Origin of the sequence: Variovorax sp. Root318D1 (assembly GCF_001424835.1) — a bacterium.
Lineage (GTDB): Bacteria > Pseudomonadota > Gammaproteobacteria > Burkholderiales > Burkholderiaceae_C > Variovorax.
This window is the reverse complement of the sequence record NZ_LMCQ01000012.1, coordinates 586,601-601,171: the sequence shown is the minus strand read 5'-3', so window position 1 is coordinate 601,171 and position 14,571 is coordinate 586,601. Positions and strand designations below refer to the sequence as shown.

Genomic DNA, 14,571 nt, shown 5'->3' with positions numbered 1-14,571 from the left:
CTCTGGGGGAGGGCCGGGGTGGGGGCACGATGGCCTCCCAAAAAGGAAAAAGGCGCGGCGCCCGATCGAGGGCCCGCCCCCATCCCAACCTTCCCCCAGCGGGGGAAGGAGCAAGTCAGGGGCTCAGACCAGGCACTGTTCCAGGCCTTGTTCGAGAATTTCTCGCGGCAGCTCGATGCCGATGAACACCATGCGGCTCTGGCGTGCTTCGTCCTTGCCCCACTCCGGGCCCAGGTCGCTGCCCATCAGCTGGTGCACGCCCTGGAAAATGACTTTGCGCTCGGTGCCCTTCATGCTCAGCACGCCCTTGTAGCGCAGCATGCGCGGACCGTAGATGTTGACGATGGCGCCCAGAAAGTCTTCGAGCTTGGCCGGGTCGAAGGGCCGGTCGGCCTTGTAGACGAAGCTCTTCACGTCGTCATCGGTGTGGTGATGGTGGCCGTGGCCCTCGTGCTGGTGCGACGGGTGGTCGCAATTTTCGCCATGCGCGTGGTCATGGTCGTGCGCCTCTTCTTCCTTCAGGAAGTCGGGGTCGATGTCCAGCTTGGCATTCAGGTTGAAGCCGCGCAGATCGAAGATGTCCTTCAGCGGCACGTCGCCAAAATGCGCCTTCTGCTGCGGCGCACGCGGGTTCATGTGCTTCAGGCGGTGAATCAGCGCCTCGGTTTCTTCGGCGGACACCAGCTCGCTCTTGCTGATGAAGATCTGGTCAGCAAAGCCGACCTGGCGGCGCGCTTCCTGGCGGTCGTTGAGCTGCTGCGGCGCATGCTTGGCATCGACCAGCGTCAGGATGGAGTCGAGCAGGTAGCTCTCGGCAATCTCGTCGTCCATGAAGAAGGTCTGCGCCACGGGGCCGGGGTCGGCGAGGCCCGTGGTCTCGATCACCACGCGGTCGAAGTCGAGCAGGCCCTGGCGCTTCTTGGCGGCCAAGAGCTGCAGCGCTTCGCGCAGGTCTTCGCGGATGGTGCAGCAGACGCAGCCGTTGCTCATCTGGATGATCTGCTCTTTCGATTCGGTCACCAGAATGTCGCTGTCGATGTTCTCTTCGCCAAACTCGTTCTCGATCACCGCGATCTTCTGGCCGTGGGCTTCCGTCAGGATGCGCTTGAGCAGCGTGGTTTTGCCCGAGCCCAGAAAGCCGGTGAGGATGGTGGCGGGAATAAGGGCCATGGTGTGCTCCGAAGGCGGAAAACAGGAAGAAGAAGAATTGGCCGGCAGTTTAGCCAATGCCACTCAGTTGCGTTGGCGCGGGGTCAAGCGGGCTTTCGCACCACCACCAGGCCCTTCAGGTATTCGCCCTCCGGAAACTCGATGGTCATCGGATGGTCGGGGGCTGCGCCCAATCGTTCGCTGATGTAACCGTCCACTTGGGCGTCGATGCCGGCCGAAGCCACGATCTTGTGGAACAGGTCGGCGCTAATGCCGCCCGAGCAGGAAAAAGTCAGCAACACACCGCCGGGCTCCAGCAGCTTGAGCGCGAGACGGTTGATGTCTTTATAGGCACGGGCAGCGCGCTCGGCATGGGCCGCCGTGGGCGCGAACTTGGGCGGATCGAGCACGATGGCGTCGAAGGTGCGGCCCTGTTCGATGAACTCGCGCAGCACGGTGTTGACGTTGGCATCCAGAAACTCGGCCTTAACGCCCAATCCCTCACCGCCGAAGCCGTTCAGCGCCAGATTGGCCCGTGCCTTTTCGAGCGCCGGTTGCGACGAATCGACCGACACCAGCTCGGCGCCCTCCACCGCGCCGGCCGCCCGCAGGCCCGCGAGCGCCGCGACCGTAAAGCCGCCGGTGTAGCAAAAGCAGTTGAGCACGCGCCGAAAGCGCCGATGCTGGGCCAGCTCGGCAAAGCGCTGGCGGCTGTCGCGCTGGTCCAGGTAGAAGCCAGTCTTGTGGCCGGTCGCAATGTCGAGCGAGAGCTTCCAGCCGTGCTCGCGGATCGTGATTTCGGTGGCACCCTCCCCGCGCAGCCAGCCCGTGACGGGCTTCAGGCCTTCGCGCTCGCGGCCGCTGGCGTCGGAACGCTCGTAGAGCTTGTGCAAGCCGGTGGCTTCGAGCAGCGCATCGGCAATGACGGCCTTCCAGCGCTCGACGCCGGCCGACAAGAACTGCGCGACCAGCGTGTCGCCGTAGCGGTCGACGATGAGGCCCGGTAGACCGTCGGCTTCGCCGTGGACCAGCCGGACACCGTCGCTCTGCAGGTCGAAAAGCGACCGGGCCACCACCGCGCGGGCGCACACCGAGGCAAGAAAGGCTGCGTCGATGCGCTGCGTTTCGACAAAGCTCCAGGCCCGCGCGCGGATCTTGGAAATCGGGCTGAACGCGGCCCAGGCCAGGAAGGCGCCGTCATGGGATTCGACGCGCACCGTCTCGCCCGAATCGGCACCGCCGCGAGCAATGGCGGATTCGAAGATCCAGGGATGGCGGCGCGCCAGCGAGCGCTCCTTGCCGGGCTTGAGGCGGAGGGTTTTCATTTGTCGGTGTCGTCTTTTCTGGGCTTGGCGCGCGCGCCCTCGGGTCGCGCCTGCGCGCGCGGATGGGCCGCGTCATAGGCCTTGGCCAGGTGCTGGAAGTCCAGCCGGGTATAGATCTGCGTGGTCGAGATGTTGGCGTGGCCCAGCAGCTCCTGCACGGCGCGCAGGTCGCTGCTCGACTGGAGCACGTGGCTCGCAAATGAATGCCGCAGCATGTGCGGATGCACCGGCGCCGCCAGGCCGGCCTTGAGGCTGCGCTCGCGCAGCAGCTTCCATACCGCCTGCGACGACATCCGCACGCCCTTGCTGCTGATGAAGAGCGCCGCCGCGCCAGCCGGATCCCGCAGGCCGGCCGTTGCCAGCGCCGCGCATTCGCCGCGCACCGCAAGCCAGTCGCGCAGCGCTTCGGCCGCCTTGCCGCCGATCGGCACCAGGCGCCGCTTGCCGCCCTTGCCGAGCACGTTGGCTTCGAGCGCATCCAGGTCGACCCAGCCGCGCGCCGTATTGCTGGCTCGGGCATCGAGGCCGGTGAGTTCGCTCACGCGCAGGCCGCAGCCGTAGAGCACTTCGACGATGGCGCCGTCGCGCGCCTCGGTCCAGGGGTCGGCCTCGGGGTCGTACATTTCGGCGAGCCGCACCGCGTCGTCGACCGCCAGCGCCTTGGGCAGCGGCCGCGCGGCCTTGGGCGCATGCACGTCCTTCACCGGATTGAAGCCCACCAGCCCCTCGTTGCCGAGCCAGCGGTAGAAGCTGCGCCAGCACGAGAGCACCAGCGCGATGCCGCGCGGCTCGCGACCGGCGCCGTGCAGCTGTGCCATCCAGCGCCGGATGTGGGCCGTTTGAACGCGGTCGAGCGAAAGCCCGGCGTCCGCGGCGTTGGCCGCAAGCGCCTGAAGGTGAATGGCGTAGAGCTCGACCGTGCGCGGCGCCAGCCGGCGCTCCACGCGCACATGCTCCAGGTATTTTTCGACCCAGGGCGGCGCGGCGGCCGTGCCAGCCGTCTCAGTAGAGGTAGCCATTGAATGCATTGTTCACGACAGCCAGCGGCTCGCGCAACGCGCCCTTGAAAAGCATGCCCCAGCGGCGCCAGCAGCTCGTGTCGGCGGCCGCATATTGAACGTCGAATTCCTTGTCGAAACCGCTCGCCCCCACGAGGCGCTCCACGCGCCAGAGGTGATAGGGCTCCGACACCACAATGACGCTGCGCACCCCCGCCGCCTTCAGCATCGGGCCCGACATCGCCAGGTTCAGCCGGGTCGAGGTGGAGGCCGGCTCCAGCAGCAGCGGACCGGCGTAGCCCTGGGCGCGCGCATGGCGCTCCATCACCTCGGCTTCGATGCGGCCGTCTTCCTTGTCGACGCCGCCAGACAGTACCAGCTGCTTCACGCGGCCCGCGTTGGCCAGCGCAATGCCGGTATCGACGCGGCCCGTGAGGCAGGGGTTGGGCTTGCCCCTGAGGTAGGCGCGATTGCCCAGGATCAGCGCGGCATCGGCCGGCTGTTGCGGTGGATGGGCCAGCGCCTCGGACGCATGCCGCCAGACGACCGCGGCAATGGCCAGGTAGACCAGCGCTCCGGCAAGCAGCACCGCCCACAGCACGGGCCGCGCGGCCCGCCAGGACCGGCGCTGCCCGCTCAAGGACGCAGCCGCGACAGCGCGCCCGAAGCCAGTTCGGCAATGCGCTCGAGAAAGTCGGTGCCCATTTCGGCGTTGAAGCGCTGCGCGTCCGGCGAAGCCAGCACCAGGAGGCCGAAGGCCGGCGACTCGGCATCGGGCCGCAGCGGGATCAGCGCAATCGACGCGGCGCCGGTCGGCTCAGGCAGCCAGTTGGCCGCCTCGAAGCCCGAATTGAGCCCGCAATAAGGCGAAGTGAGCGAGGTGGCCAGCGCCTTCACGTCGTCGCTCACCCACTGGGCATAGGCTTCGTTGAGATAGTCGGCGCCGCAGTCCCACACCTTGATGGCCGTCTGCGGCACCAGGAACAGCGACTGCAGATCGACCGCGATGCGGTACGGCAGGCTGCGCGGGTCGCGCGTGGTCAAGAGGCCCTTGGTCCAGCGCTGCAGGCGGTCGGCAATCACCACGTTCTCGGTGCCGTGGCGCACCATGTCCATCAGGCGATGCTCCAGCGCCTTGATCTTTTCGCGCAGCATTTCGGCCTGCCGTTCTTGCAGGCTCACGGCGCGGTTGCCGTGCGGGCTGGTGAGCTGCACCTGCGCCAGCAACTGCGCGTGCCGCTCGAAAAAGTCGGGCGTGTTCGCCAGGTAATTGGCGATGTCGTCTTCGGTGATCGGGTTCATGGCGTCGTCTTTGTTGTTTCTGATGTTGGTGGTCATGGCAGCTCGGGCACCTCGATGTCCCCTTCGAAAACCGTGGTGGCCGGCCCGGTCATGAGCACCGGGTTCCCCTCGCCCTCCCAGCCGATGGTGAGCACGCCGCCGTGCGTCTGCACGTCGACCCTGCTGTCCAGCAGGCCGAGCCGGATGCCCGCCACCACCGCCGCGCAGGCGCCGGTGCCGCAGGCCAGCGTTTCGCCGGCGCCGCGCTCGAACACCCGCAGTCTGACGTGCGTGCGGTCGACCACCTGCATGAAGCCGGCATTCACCCGCTGCGGAAAGCGCGGATGGTGCTCGATGAGGGGGCCCTGTCGAGCCACCGGCGCCGTATCGACGTTGTCGACCACCTGCACCGCGTGCGGGTTGCCCATCGACAGCACCGCGACGGAAACAATGGCTGAATCAGCATGCGTGCCAAGCGCCAGATGCCAGGTGTGCCACGAACCCGTGGGCTGCGGCGTGAGTCCGGCGGTGTCGAAGGGCACGCGGGCCGGCTCGAAGATCGGGGGGCCCATGTCGACCGTGACCCGGCCGTCCTCGCCCATGCGCGGCTCGATGATGCCGGCCAGCGTTTCGACGCGCACCGCGTCCTTCTCGGTCAGGTGGTGCTCACGCACGAAGCGCATGAAGCAGCGCGCGCCATTGCCGCATTGCTCCACTTCGCCGCCGTCGGCGTTGTGGATCACGTACTGAAAGTCGACGCCCTCGGCCGCGCTCTTGGACGGCGGCCGCACCGTCAGGATCTGGTCGGCGCCGACGCCGAAGTGGCGGTCGGCCAGAAAGCGGTATTGCGCGGCCGTGAGGCCCAGCGACCCGCGCGTTTCGTCGAGCACGACAAAATCGTTGCCGGCCCCCTGCATCTTGGTAAAGCGAATTCGCATTGCCAGATTATCCGCCGCGGGATTGGCGCAGCTTGTCCAAGGCCCTGTCCAGAAAAGCCAGCCGGTCCTGGCCCCAGAAGCGCTCGCCGTTCAGGATAAAGGTGGGCGCGCCGAACACGCCCGCTTCGATGGCCTCCGCGCTGTTGGCGCGATACACCGCCAGCGTCTCGGCCGCCTGCTCCAGCGCCTGCAGCGAAGCGCCGTCGTAACCGTTTTCTTCGGCCACCGCGATGCGGACCTCAGCCTCGGAGGTGTCGCGCTCCTCGGCCCACAGCGCGCGCAGCAGCGCATGCGAGAGCGGCTGCGCATCGAGCCCCTGCAGCTGGGCGGCAATCACCATCCAGCCCGGGTACTTGTTCCAATGCGGATCGATTGGTGCGCCCTTGGGGTAGTACGCAGGCTCCAGGTTAAGCGGCATGCCCAGGTAATCGCGCCAGCGCGCCAGTTCGAGCGCGTGGTACGTGCGGCGCGGCTCGGGCCGCGTCTTCAGTGGAATGCCGCCGGTTTGGGGCACCACCGCCTGAAAGTCGTATGGTTTGAGCGTGAGCCGCACATGGTGGCGGCGCACGATGTCTTGCAGCTGCGGGCCGCCCAGGTAGGCCCAGGGCGAGGAAAGGCTGTAGTAGCAGTCGAGCGCGATGGGGGTTGCGGAGGTGGTCGTCTTCTTCGTCATCCCGCAATTATTGTGAAGAACGTCAGCCGCAGCGAGCGCCGATTATTCGACCCTGGGGATCGACGTCGATCGTGAGCCGCCCCGGATCGGCCGGCGCCGGCAATGGCACGCCGGCCGCAGAGGTGCGCGCCGATTTGGAACCGGTGCGGTTTCGCATTTGTTCCAGCAGCGGCGCATCGATGGCCCGACCCAATGCGTAGCGCGCCTGGTTGACCTGGCAATCGGCATCGCCGGTCACGGTTACGAAGACGGGAGGCGGCGGAGCCTCTGAGGTGAGAGGGCGGAACTGCGGTTTTGTTTGGCAGCCGGCAACAAAGAGCGACGCTGCGCAAAGCGCCGCCGTCATGACGCCACGCATATGCGTGCAGATAAAACCGGGGCGCTGCTGGTTGATGCGCATGGTGTCTTCCCTTCCTTGTCGGCAGATGCAGTGCATCGTAGCGCCGCATTCGCGATGCTTTGGCGCGCGAGCGCCGCTTTCGTGCATCGTTGGCAACTTGCGAGATTTTCTCGGCCGCTTTGCCAGCGCGGGCTTCCGACCTATTGCCTCCGCACCCCTCCGTGACAGCCTTCCACGGTCTCAAAGCGCTCTGCAATAGCAACTGACAGGCGCACAAGCCAGCTGCGCCGCCAGCGCATCCCAGGCGCCCGACGCCACCGCACTCGCAATATGAGCCTGATGATGGTTCTGTGATTCCCACGACTCGACCAGCGTGAACACGCAGGCGTTGTCGCTGCGCCCGAACAGCTGCACGCCCCGGCAGCCATCCGCCGACGGCAGCGACTGCTTGACCTGGTGCATGAGCTCGGCGAAGGCGGAGGCGCCCTCGGGCTTGGCTTCGAAAGTGATGATGACGTTGATGGGGTCCATGGAAATTTCGCGTTTGCTTTGAAAGAAAGAGAAGGGGGCAGGTTAGCCAGCCCCCTTCCCCGCGCCAAGGCGCGAAGCTGCGAAGAAATTGACCATGGCTGCGAAAGAAGAAAGCAGCGGCGTCGGCATCAACCCGACTGCACGCGCCGCACGTATTCGGCAGGCGTCGCCTCGAACCGCCTGCGGAACGCGCGGTTGAAATGTGCCGCGCTCTCGAACCCCACCTTCGCAGCCGCATCGCCCGGGCGCAGCCCGGCGCCCAGCATCAGCATGCGCGCCTCCTCCAGGCGCAAATCTCGAATGCAGCGCATCGGCGTGACCCCGGCCACCTCGCGAAAACTGTGCGCGAAGTGCGAAGGGCTCATGTGCACATGGCCGGCGATCTCGGCCACCGACAGCGGTCGGCCCAGATGGCGGCGCATGAAGGCAATGGCTGTTTGTATGCGTGCGCCGGCCTTGGTGACCGCGCCCGCGCTGCGGATGGCGGCCGCGGCCTCGGAGCGCAGCAGCCGCAGCACGATCTCTTCGACGACCAGCGGCGCGAGCGTGCGGCGGTCGACCGGGTCGTCGGCCGCCAGCAGCAGGCGGGCGAAGGCCTCGACCACCTCCGGCGCCACCGGCGCCGTGAAGTTCTCGGTCACGCGGGCGGGCTCGGCTACCAGCGTGCCGTTTTCCGCCAGCGCGACGAAAGACTTGACCAGCACGTCGGGCGGCAGGTCGAGATGAATGGCGAGGTACGGCTGTTCGGCGCTCGCCTCGACGACCGTGCCGAGGCACGCGACCTCGGCCCCGAGCACCAGGCACTGCGTGGCGCCGTAGTCGAGCGAGCGACGGTCGCCGCTAAGGTGCGCCGTCTTGCGGCCCTGCAAGACCACCACCACGCCCGGCGTGAGGCGCTGGGTTTTCTCGTAACGGATCGGCCGCGAGAACCGGTAGCAGCGCAGCCCCGGATACAGCGCATCGGTACGACCGTCCGCAGGAGTTCGCGCCGCGACCATGTCGCGTAAACGGGCCCAGGCGGTGAGAACTGCGTGGTCGGGCATGTTGTTGGCAACGGGCGGGGCTGGCATCGGCTTTGTACGGGAGAAAAGAAAGGAGATGCGCAGGGTAGCTGGTCGACGCGCGCCCGTTGGCGGGGGCAAGCCGCCAACTGATCCGCCCGGCCTTTGGCGCGCTTGGGGGCTGATACGACTTTTGCCCTTTCCATCTACCTCGATCAGCTGCGGAATTCCGGAGTGCCGTGGCATCCTGAATGAAGGGAGGCCGCACCCGGCCGGCGCAGCTTTTCTGGCATGGCGTCGATGAGCCTCTTCTTCACACCGCAAGATTCGAGGAACTCCGATGCAGCTTGGGCGTGCGTTTGTCGTATTTGTTGGAAGCTCGGCACTTGTGCTGGTCATGTCGAGTTGCGGCGGCGGGGGTGGTGGAGGCGGCGGCGGTGCCGCGCTTCCTGTTGCGGCAGTGCCGGCTACTGCGCCGCCAGCCGATACGCCGGCCGCTCCTCCTGCAGCCGCGCCGCCCGCGCCCACTGAGCCAGCGCCTCCGGCTGAACAGCCGCCTCCCGCAACCAGCCGCGTGGTCACGGACACCATCACCTCTGCCAAGACGGGCGCCACCTATCCGCTCGACATCTACCTGCCCGCCTCCTACGACGACAGTTCGGCGAGTTATCCGGTCATCTATGCGATGGACGGAGATGCGATCTTCAATCCGCCCGGCTCGCGCTTCGCCAACTTCAAGGACATCCTCGACAAGCGCGGCACGCAAGCAATTCTGGTGGGCATCGGCGGTTCGGCGCGCCGCGAGCAGGACTACACCCTGCCCGGCGCTCGGCCGTACCACGACTTTCTGACGCTCGAACTGGTTCCCTTCATCGAAACAAGATACCGCGCCGATGTAAGAAAGCGTTTGCTCACTGGCCTCTCGCTGAGCGGGAGCATGGCGGGCATTGCGCTCTTTCTCGAAGGGGCGGCGGGCAACCTGACGTTCTCGCACTTCCTGTCGTTCGAAGGCGCGTTCTACTACCAGGAGGCCGAATACCAGAACCTCGAGCAGCAAATGCACGACGCGCTGGCTGGCGGGCCCTTGCCTGCAACCCTCATCCTCACTCGCTGCGGCAACCCGAGAGAGTGCAACTTCGCGCCTGTCGATGGGATGTACATGCGGCTGCTGGCGCGCGGCTACCAGGGCCTGACGATCACGGAATTGACGTACTCGTCAACTCACACGCAAACCGATATTCCGTCGTTCACCGACGCCGTCACCAAGCTGCTGCCGTAGCTCACGCAGCCGATCACCCTACGCCCGCGCCCGCGCCCGCGCCCGCGCCCGCGCCCGCGCCTTCGTACATCGCCTCCTGGTTCTTGCCCATCCGCTTGGCCTCGTAGAGCGCCTTGTCGGCGGCTTCGATGAGATCGAGAAAAGAGCCGTCGCGCGAAGGAACCATCGATGCGCCGCCGATGCTCACGGTCAGGTACCCGGCCACCGAGGAACGGCTATGCACCAGTCCCATGCCCTCCACCGACATGCGAAGCCTCCTGGCCACGGCAAGCGCGCCCTCCTGGGGCGTGGTCCTCATGATGAGTGCGAACTCCTCGCCGCCGAAGCGGGCAACGAGATCGGTCGATCGGCTGACATTCAGCTGCAAAGTGTTCGCCACCTTCTTCAAGACCTCGTCGCCGGCCAGGTGGCCGTAGGTGTCGTTGTATTGCTTGAAGTCGTCGATGTCGATCATGAGTACGGAGAGCGCGCTCTGGTCGCGCAGCGCCCGGGTCCATTCCTCCTGGATGTATTCATCGAAACGGCGCCGGTTGCAGACCCCGGTGAGCCCGTCCGAATGAGTCATTCGCTGCAGTTCGATGTTCTTTTCCATCAACTGCCGCTGGCTCTCGCGCAGTGCGCGATAGGCTTCGTCGCGCTCCAGCTGATTCAGGTAAGCCCTCGAGTGGTAGCGGATGCGCGCAATCAGCTCGACCTGGCTCGGCAGCTTGACGAGATAGTCGTTGGCGCCGGCAGCAAAGGCGTCGCCCTTGGCCGCCGGATCTTCCTTGGTCGACAGCACCACGATCGGTATCTCCGCGGTGGCCGGATTGGCGCGGTACCTGCGAACCAGCGTCAACCCGTCGATGGTGGGCATGACCAGGTCTTGCAAAATCACCGTCGCCCGGACCTGCTCGGCCACCGCGAGCGCTTCGGCCGGATCGGAGCAGTAGTGAAAATCCATGTTGGGCTGATTCAGCAGCGCGCGCCGCACCGCCTCGCCCACCATCGCCTGATCGTCCACCAGCAGCACCATGACCCGGTAGGCCTTGCCAGCGGGCGGTCTTGGCACGCCGCCATCCTGCGATTCGGTTTCGATCATGGTGACCCCCCGGGTTCGGTCTGGGTGGAAAGAACATTGCACAGTTGCGCCGCAATCGCTTCGATCGGCAGCACGTCGACCGCCGCGTCCATCGCGACTGCCGCCTTGGGCATGCCATAGACGGCGCTGCTGGCCTGGTCCTGCGCGATGGTGTGGTGGCCCTTGTCGCGCAAGGCTTTGAGGCCGTGCGCACCATCGCGTCCCATGCCGGTCAGCAGCACACCGACGACCTCGCCGCGCCACAGCGAGCAGGCGCTGTGAAAGAACACGTCGACCGACGGGCGGTACACATAGCTCTGCGGTGCGCGCGTGTAGGCGAGCCGCTCGCGCGCGACCAGCCGCAGATGGTCGTTGGTCGCCGCCAGCAGCACCCTGCCGGGCGATGGCCGATCGCCCTCCCGGGCCAGCTCGACCGGCAGCGCTGAATGCTGCGCCAGCCAGTGCGCCATGCCGGCGGCAAACTGCTCGTCCACATGCTGGACGATGACGATGGCCACCGGAAAGTCGGCCGGCAGACCCCGAAGCAGCGTAGCCAGCGCCGCCGGCCCGCCCGCCGACGCGCCAATGGCGACCAGGCGTTCCGGCCGGCGCCCTCCAGGATCCGCCGCGACCCGCGCGCCGCTGGTCGCAGTGGACGCGCTGCGGTCGCCAATCAGCCGAGCGATGATTTCGATCTTTGCCAGCACGGCCGCGGCGCCGGCGCGCGGGTTACCGTTGCCGATGGCCGGCGCATCGACCACATCGAGCGCCCCGTGGCCCATCGCCTCGAAGATGCGGGCGGTGTTGGCGCCCATGTCGGCGGTCACGAGCAGGATGGCGCACGGCGTCGCGGCCATGATGCGGCGCGTGGCCTCGACGCCGTCCATTTCGGGCATCAGCAGGTCCATGAGGATGAGGTCCGGCTTCAGCTCGGCGCAGCGCTGCACGGCCTCTGCGCCGTTCCCGGCCACCCAGACGACGCGGTGCTCGGGCCGCAGCGCCAGCACGCGCCGCAGGGCCTCCACCGCCATCGGCAGGTCGTTGACGATGGCGATCTTCATGCGACGGCCTCGCCGATCAGGTCGACCACCGCCTGGAGCAGCGTCTCGTCGTGAAAGCTGCCCTTGGTCAGGTAGTGGTCGGCGCCGGCCTCCAGCCCGCGGCGGTGATCTTCGGCGCGGTCCTTGTACGACATGATCATGACCGGCAGGGCTTTCAGGTTGGGGTTCTTCTTGACCAGGGCCACCAGTTCGATGCCGTCCATGCGCGGCATGTCGACGTCGGTCACCAGCAGGTCGAAGTGGCCGGTGCGCACGGCGTTCCAGCCGTCCATGCCGTCGACGGCAACTTCGACCTCGTAGCCGTGCTGCGCAAGCAGCTTGCGTTCGAGCTCGCGCACCGTCAGCGAGTCGTCGACCACCAGCACGCGCTTGCGCTTTCTTCCATCGACGGCGGCATGGCCGCCAGGCTGGGCCTGGCTCAGATGGCCGGATGCGATGAGCTTCTGCACCGAGCGGATCATGTCCTCGACGTCGATGATGAGCACCGGCGAGCCGTCTTCCATCAACGCACCGGCGCTGATGTCCTTGATCTTGCCCAGGCGGGGATCGAGCGCGTGCACCACGAGCTCGCGCTCGCCGAGGAAGCGGTCCACCACCACGCCATAGGTCTCGCCGTGGTCGCCGATGACGACCACCGCCAGGTCGCCGCCGGCGGCCTGGGGCTCCTCCGTCTGCAGGATCTGGTGCGCGGTCACGAGCCCGATGCGCCGTCCGTCGACCTCGATGTGCTGCCGGCCTTCGAGCAGTTCGACCTGCCCTGGCGCGACCTTCGAGGCGCGGACGATGCGGGCCAGCGGAAAGGCATAGGGCTCGCCGCCGACGTCCGCAAGCAAGGTGCGCACGACCGAGAGCGTGAGCGGCAATTGCAGCTGGAAACGCGTGCCCTGCCCGGCCTCTGTCGACACGCGCACGCTGCCGCGCACCTGCTTCACCATGTCCTGCACGGCATCCAGCCCGACGCCGCGGCCCGACATGTCGGTGACGCGATTGCTGAGCGTGAAACCGGGTAGGAACAGGAACTCCAGCAGTTCGGCCTCCGACAGCTCGGCCGCAAGCTCCGCCTTGGTGTGATTGCGTTCGACCACGGCGCGGCGCATGGCGTCGAGCGAAATGCCTCGTCCATCGTCGGAGACGGAGATCTCCAGCGCACCGGCGCTGTGGCGCGCTTCGAGCCGTACGACGCCTTCCGCGGGCTTGCCCGCGGCAAGGCGCTGCTCCGGGGATTCGATGCCGTGGTCGATCGCATTGCGCAACAGATGGCCGAGCGGTGCATCCAGCCGCTCGAGCACGTCGCGGTCTACCGGCGTCGCGGCACCGACGATTTCGAGCCGCACCTGCTTGCCGAGCGAGCGTCCAAGGTCGCGCAGCATGCGCGGCGTGGCATGGACGCCGTCGGCGAAGGGCCGCATGCGGCAGGCCACCGCCTCGTCGTACAGCCGGCGCGACAGGTCGGCCGAGCGCCGCTCGAATGTCTCCACGTCGGCGAGCCCCTCCGCCAGCAACTGCTCGCACTCGACGACGCGCCGCTTGATCTCGTCCAGTGCAATCCGGGTGCGCTCTTCCGGAGATGCCGTCGGCGCGGCGGCGTGGTCGTGAAGCGCGTCGAGCCTTTGCACCGCCTCGTGCTGCAGCCGCTTGAGCCGCAGCAAGGAGTCTGCGAAGGGCCGAAGCCAGCGCGCGGCCACCAGCGATTCGCCGGCCAGGCCGAGCAGCCGATTCAGGTTGTCGGCGCTGACGCGCACCACGCGGTCCTGGGCGGCGCTTTCGGCCGTGGCGGCAGGCGCCCTCATGAGAGCTTCCTCAGATGCGGGCGCCGCCGCGTCCGGCGCCGGATCGCTCTTGCCGTCGTCCTGCATCGCGCTTTCCAGGGCCAGGGCGAAGGCCTTCACTTGCGGCGAGTCGAGCGGCTCCATCTCCGGGGAATGGGCAAAGCGCGCGAGCAGGTCCACGCCGCCGAGCAGCAGGTCGATGTGGCTCTGGCGCAATCGCAGCCTGCCTTCCTGCGCGGCGACGAAGCAGTCTTCCATGGCGTGGGCCACGCCCACCGCGGCGGCGATGTCGACGATGCGTGCGGCGCCCTTGAGCGAATGGGCGGCGCGCATGCAGGCCTCCAGCTGATCGGCGGCCTCCGGGTCCCGCTCCAGTGCGAGCAGCCCCGCCGTCAGCACGGGCGCCTGGTTCTCCACCTCGACGCGGAACAGCTCCAGCATCGACAGTTCGCTGAGATCCTTGGCAGTCACGCCAGGCTCCGATGAAGTGTGTAGAACAGCAATTGCTCGTCGAGCAAACCGACCGAATGCTCGTGCCACGCGAGGATCGCCTTCGAGTAAGGAGCGGTGGCGCGGGCGATGGTGGCCGGCACCTCCTTCAGCGTGCCGGGATCGAAGCGCGCGATGCCGTGCATTTCGTCGACCGCGAAGCCGAGCCTCTGACCGTCGAGGCCAATCACCACCAGGCGCCGCAATGCCTCGCGCTGCCGTGCGTGTCCCGTCTCCGCGGTGCGCGCCAAACCCAGCATGCTGCCGAGCAGCACGCAGACCAGCAATTCGCCGCGCACGTTGGCCACGCCCTGCACGATGCCTCCGCGCCGCCCGGGCAGCGAATGGATCGGAGGCAGGGCCGCAACTTCCAGCAAGACCTGCGTCGGTAAGGCCAGCCATTCGGTCCCGATGCGAAAGACGATCGCCGAGTCCAAGTTGGCCTGTCCGGCCTTGGGCGCCTGCGCCATGTGGTGCGTGCACTCGGCAAGGTAGTCGGGCGGCGCCTCCCGGTCCAACAGGGCCAGCGCGGCGGCGCCATGGACGGGGCACCGGTTGCAGTGCACGTGCTGCCTGAGTTGCGGGCAGGTGCCGTCGCCCTGCACGCCGATGCGATTCCAGCAATCGTCGATGGCGGCATGCGCGGAGCCTTCGGCAAGCATCGGTGCGGCATTCAT

15 protein-coding genes are annotated in these 14,571 nt (G+C 67.2%); 1 reads left to right on the top strand and 14 read right to left on the bottom strand.

Annotation, left to right across the window (positions count from 1 at the left end):
- Nucleotides 1–123: 123 nt before the first annotated feature.
- From ASC78_RS12925 to ASC78_RS12880, 10 genes are all read right to left on the bottom strand, one after another.
- Nucleotides 124–1,170, bottom strand: coding sequence for a CobW family GTP-binding protein (locus ASC78_RS12925; protein ID WP_055801633.1), 1,047 nt, complete (start codon nucleotides 1,168–1,170; stop codon nucleotides 124–126).
- 83 nt (nucleotides 1,171–1,253) lie between these two features.
- On the bottom strand, nucleotides 1,254–2,474 hold the full coding sequence (locus tag ASC78_RS12920) for a class I SAM-dependent rRNA methyltransferase (RefSeq protein ID WP_055801630.1): 1,221 nt from the start codon (nucleotides 2,472–2,474) through the stop codon (nucleotides 1,254–1,256).
- A complete protein-coding gene (locus ASC78_RS12915) occupies nucleotides 2,471–3,493 on the bottom strand; it encodes a tyrosine recombinase XerC (RefSeq protein ID WP_055801627.1) in 1,023 nt (340 codons plus the stop codon). Before ASC78_RS12915 ends, ASC78_RS12920 begins: the two co-directional genes overlap by 4 nt.
- Nucleotides 3,477–4,112, bottom strand: coding sequence for a YdcF family protein (locus tag ASC78_RS12910; RefSeq protein WP_055801623.1), 636 nt, complete (start codon nucleotides 4,110–4,112; stop codon nucleotides 3,477–3,479). The genes ASC78_RS12915 and ASC78_RS12910 overlap by 17 nt, the downstream gene beginning before the upstream one ends.
- Nucleotides 4,109–4,810, bottom strand: a complete 702-nt coding sequence (locus ASC78_RS12905) for a DUF484 family protein (protein ID WP_055801619.1) — start codon at nucleotides 4,808–4,810, stop codon at nucleotides 4,109–4,111. Before ASC78_RS12905 ends, ASC78_RS12910 begins: the two co-directional genes overlap by 4 nt.
- Entirely contained in the window at nucleotides 4,807–5,691 is an 885-nt protein-coding gene (dapF, locus tag ASC78_RS12900; RefSeq protein ID WP_055801615.1) for a diaminopimelate epimerase, read from the bottom strand. The genes ASC78_RS12905 and dapF overlap by 4 nt, the downstream gene beginning before the upstream one ends.
- 7 nt (nucleotides 5,692–5,698) lie before the next feature.
- A complete protein-coding gene (locus ASC78_RS12895) occupies nucleotides 5,699–6,364 on the bottom strand; it encodes a 2-hydroxychromene-2-carboxylate isomerase (protein ID WP_055801614.1) in 666 nt (221 codons plus the stop codon).
- 22 nt (nucleotides 6,365–6,386) lie between these two features.
- Nucleotides 6,387–6,764, bottom strand: a complete 378-nt coding sequence (locus ASC78_RS12890) for a hypothetical protein (RefSeq protein WP_235505074.1) — start codon at nucleotides 6,762–6,764, stop codon at nucleotides 6,387–6,389.
- 180 nt (nucleotides 6,765–6,944) lie between these two features.
- Entirely contained in the window at nucleotides 6,945–7,235 is a 291-nt protein-coding gene (locus ASC78_RS12885; RefSeq protein WP_055801611.1) for a putative quinol monooxygenase, read from the bottom strand.
- A gap of 128 nt (nucleotides 7,236–7,363) precedes the next feature.
- Nucleotides 7,364–8,305 carry an AraC family transcriptional regulator gene (locus ASC78_RS12880; RefSeq protein WP_055801609.1) on the bottom strand — a complete coding sequence of 314 codons (942 nt, stop codon included), beginning with the start codon at nucleotides 8,303–8,305 and terminating at the stop codon, nucleotides 7,364–7,366.
- Nucleotides 8,306–8,810: 505 nt separating this feature from the next.
- Here ASC78_RS12880 and ASC78_RS12875 point away from each other — a divergent pair.
- Nucleotides 8,811–9,515 carry an alpha/beta hydrolase gene (locus ASC78_RS12875; RefSeq protein WP_235505073.1) on the top strand — a complete coding sequence of 235 codons (705 nt, stop codon included), beginning with the start codon at nucleotides 8,811–8,813 and terminating at the stop codon, nucleotides 9,513–9,515.
- A 13-nt stretch (nucleotides 9,516–9,528) separates the two neighbouring features.
- On the opposite strand, the gene ASC78_RS12870 is transcribed toward ASC78_RS12875, so the two are convergent.
- From ASC78_RS12870 to ASC78_RS12855, 4 genes are read right to left on the bottom strand one after another with little or no spacing between them, the layout of a single operon-like run.
- A complete protein-coding gene (locus tag ASC78_RS12870) occupies nucleotides 9,529–10,596 on the bottom strand; it encodes a diguanylate cyclase (protein WP_443082715.1) in 1,068 nt (355 codons plus the stop codon).
- Nucleotides 10,593–11,636, bottom strand: coding sequence for a chemotaxis response regulator protein-glutamate methylesterase (locus ASC78_RS12865; RefSeq protein ID WP_055801603.1), 1,044 nt, complete (start codon nucleotides 11,634–11,636; stop codon nucleotides 10,593–10,595). The genes ASC78_RS12870 and ASC78_RS12865 overlap by 4 nt, the downstream gene beginning before the upstream one ends.
- Nucleotides 11,633–13,876, bottom strand: a complete 2,244-nt coding sequence (locus tag ASC78_RS12860) for a hybrid sensor histidine kinase/response regulator (protein ID WP_055801601.1) — start codon at nucleotides 13,874–13,876, stop codon at nucleotides 11,633–11,635. Before ASC78_RS12860 ends, ASC78_RS12865 begins: the two co-directional genes overlap by 4 nt.
- On the bottom strand, nucleotides 13,873–14,571 hold the full coding sequence (locus tag ASC78_RS12855) for a chemotaxis protein CheW (RefSeq protein ID WP_055801599.1): 699 nt from the start codon (nucleotides 14,569–14,571) through the stop codon (nucleotides 13,873–13,875). The genes ASC78_RS12860 and ASC78_RS12855 overlap by 4 nt, the downstream gene beginning before the upstream one ends.

Excerpts from the sequence above, each read along its gene's own strand:
- ASC78_RS12925 (WP_055801633.1), bottom strand. The coding sequence starts at position 1,170 with ATGGCCCTTATTCCCGCCACCATCCTCACCGGCTTTCTGGGCTCGGGC.
- ASC78_RS12920 (WP_055801630.1), bottom strand. The coding sequence starts at position 2,474 with ATGAAAACCCTCCGCCTCAAGCCCGGCAAGGAGCGCTCGCTGGCGCGC.
- ASC78_RS12915 (WP_055801627.1), bottom strand. The coding sequence starts at position 3,493 with ATGGCTACCTCTACTGAGACGGCTGGCACGGCCGCCGCGCCGCCCTGG.
- ASC78_RS12905 (WP_055801619.1), bottom strand. The coding sequence starts at position 4,810 with ATGACCACCAACATCAGAAACAACAAAGACGACGCCATGAACCCGATC.
- dapF (WP_055801615.1), bottom strand. The coding sequence starts at position 5,691 with ATGCGAATTCGCTTTACCAAGATGCAGGGGGCCGGCAACGATTTTGTC.
- ASC78_RS12895 (WP_055801614.1), bottom strand. The coding sequence starts at position 6,364 with ATGACGAAGAAGACGACCACCTCCGCAACCCCCATCGCGCTCGACTGC.
- ASC78_RS12890 (WP_235505074.1), bottom strand. The coding sequence starts at position 6,764 with ATGCGCATCAACCAGCAGCGCCCCGGTTTTATCTGCACGCATATGCGT.
- ASC78_RS12885 (WP_055801611.1), bottom strand. The coding sequence starts at position 7,235 with ATGGACCCCATCAACGTCATCATCACTTTCGAAGCCAAGCCCGAGGGC.
- ASC78_RS12880 (WP_055801609.1), bottom strand. The coding sequence starts at position 8,305 with ATGCCAGCCCCGCCCGTTGCCAACAACATGCCCGACCACGCAGTTCTC.
- ASC78_RS12870 (WP_443082715.1), bottom strand. The coding sequence starts at position 10,596 with ATGATCGAAACCGAATCGCAGGATGGCGGCGTGCCAAGACCGCCCGCT.
- ASC78_RS12865 (WP_055801603.1), bottom strand. The coding sequence starts at position 11,636 with ATGAAGATCGCCATCGTCAACGACCTGCCGATGGCGGTGGAGGCCCTG.
- ASC78_RS12855 (WP_055801599.1), bottom strand. The coding sequence starts at position 14,571 with ATGAATGCCGCACCGATGCTTGCCGAAGGCTCCGCGCATGCCGCCATC.